This is a genomic window from Lactobacillus sp. ESL0260 (assembly GCF_003692935.1).
Lineage (GTDB): Bacteria > Bacillota > Bacilli > Lactobacillales > Lactobacillaceae > Lactobacillus > Lactobacillus melliventris.
On sequence record NZ_REHO01000022.1, the window covers coordinates 1 to 2,400 of the forward strand.

A 2,400-nucleotide genomic window follows, 5' to 3' on the forward strand; every position below is an offset into this window, starting at 1 on the left:
CGTCCTACCCTCGCAGGCAGTCTCCCACCAACTACTCTCGGCGTGAAGAAGCTTAACTGCTGTGTTCGGCATGGTTACAGGTGTTTCCTTCTTGCTCTTGCCACCGTACTTTTTTCCTTGTGAGCTTTTACACTCAAAACTAAATATAATCCGCTAAAAAAACCTTAATTGCCTTCAAGCTTTGGTCAAGTCCTCGACTGATTAGTACTGGTCCGCTCCAAGCCTCACGGCTCTTCCACTCCCAGCCTATCTACCTCTTAGTCTTTGAGGTGTCTTACTACTTACGTATGGGAAATCTCATCTTGAGGGGGGCTTCGCACTTAGATGCTTTCAGCGCTTATCCCGGCCATACTTAGCTACCCAGCGATGCCTTTGGCAAGACAACTGGTACACCAGCGGTATGTCCATCCCGGTCCTCTCGTACTAAGGACAGCTCCTCGCAAATTTCCTACGCCCACGACGGATAGGGACCGAACTGTCTCACGACGTTCTGAACCCAGCTCGCGTGCCGCTTTAATGGGCGAACAGCCCAACCCTTGGGACCGACTTCAGCCCCAGGATGCGACGAGCCGACATCGAGGTGCCAAACCTCCCCGTCGATGTGAACTCTTGGGGGAGATAAGCCTGTTATCCCCAGGGTAGCTTTTATCCGTTGAGTGATGGCCCTTCCATACGGTACCACCAGATCACTAAGCCCGACTTTCGTCCCTGCTCGAGTTGTCGCTCTCGCAGTCAAGCTCCCTTATACCTTTGCACTCTGTGAATGATTTCCAACCATTCTGAGGGAACCTTTGGGCGCCTCCGTTACACTTTAGGAGGCGACCGCCCCAGTCAAACTGCCCGTCTGACACTGTCCCATGCCTCGCTTAGAGGCCCTGGTTAGAGCAGCCATCAAACAAGGGTAGTATCCCAACATTGCCTCTGATAACACTGGCGTGCTATCTTCTCCGGCTCCTACCTATCCTGTACATGTTTAACAGCTGCCCAATATCAAATTGCAGTAAAGCTCCATGGGGTCTTTCCGTCCTGTCGCGGGTAACCCGCATCTTCACGGGTATTATAATTTCACCGAGTCTCTCGTTGAGACAGTGCCCAAATCATTACACCTTTCGTGCAGGTCGGAACTTACCCGACAAGGAATTTCGCTACCTTAGGACCGTTATAGTTACGGCCGCCGTTTACTGGGGCTTCAGTTCGCTGCTTCGCTTGCGCTAACAGCTCTCCTTAACCTTCCAGCACCGGGCAGGTGTCAGCCCCTATACGTCGTCTTACGACTTAGCAGAGACCTGTGTTTTTGATAAACAGTTGTTTGGGCCTATTCACTGCGGCTGGCTTTTACACCAGCACCCCTTCTCCCGAAGTTACGGGGCGATTTTGCCGAGTTCCTTAACGAGAGTTCTCTCGCTCACCTGAGTGTGCTCCACTCGACTACCTGTGTCGGTTTGCGGTACGGGTACCTATCTTCTCACTAGAAGCTTTTCTTGGCAGTGTGACGCTTGAACCTTCGCTACTCTAATTTCGCTCCTCATCACGCCTTGTGCTTACCAGTAACAAGCATTTGACTCATTACCACACTTGACGCTTAAACATGGCTTCCAGCGCCATGCGTTCTTTGCCTCCTGCGTCCCTCCTTCGCTGTTAACGAAGATAAGCAGTACAGGAATCTCTACCTGTTCTCCATCGACTACGCCTTTCGGCCTTGCCTTAGGTCCCGACTTACCCTGGGCGGACGAGCCTGCCCCAGGAAACCTTAGTCTTTCGGCGGATAGGATTCTCACCTATCTTGCGCTACTCATACCGGCATTCTCACTTCTAAACGCTCCATTTATCTTCGCAGTTAAACTTCGCCGCATTTAGAACGCTCTCCTACCACGTGCATTACTGCACATCCACAGTTTCGGTACTATGCTTAGCCCCGGTAAATTTTCGGCGCAGCGTCACTCGACTAGTGAGCTATTACGCACTCTTTTAATGATGGCTGCTTCTGAGCCAACATCCTAGTTGTCTACGCAACTCCACATCCTTTTCCACTTAGCATAGATTTGGGGACCTTAACTGGTGATCTGGGCTGTTTCCCTTTCGACTACGGATCTTATCACTCGCAGTCTGACTCCAGTGCCTTGATCTATGGAATTCGCAGTTTATCTGAATTCAGTAACCCCTGACGGGCCCTTCGTCCAAACAGAGCTCTACCTCCATGATCTTTCTAGCACCAGGCTAGCCCTAAAGCTATTTCGGAGAGAACCAGCTATCTCCAAGTTCGTTTGGAATTTCACCGCTACCCACAACTCATCCCCGCAATTTTTAACTTACGTGGGTTCGGTCCTCCAGTGCGCTTTACCGCACCTTCAACCTGGTCATGGGTAGGTCACTTGGTTTCGGGTCTACATCAACTAACTA

General features: G+C 51.1%; 2 rRNA genes. Both read right to left on the reverse strand.

Annotation, left to right across the window (positions count from 1 at the left end):
- Positions 1 to 108: ribosomal RNA gene (gene rrf, locus F5ESL0260_RS09410) — 5S ribosomal RNA — on the reverse strand; the annotation flags it as partial.
- Between the two features lie 73 nt (positions 109 to 181).
- Positions 182 to 2,400: ribosomal RNA gene (locus F5ESL0260_RS09415) — 23S ribosomal RNA — on the reverse strand; the annotation flags it as partial.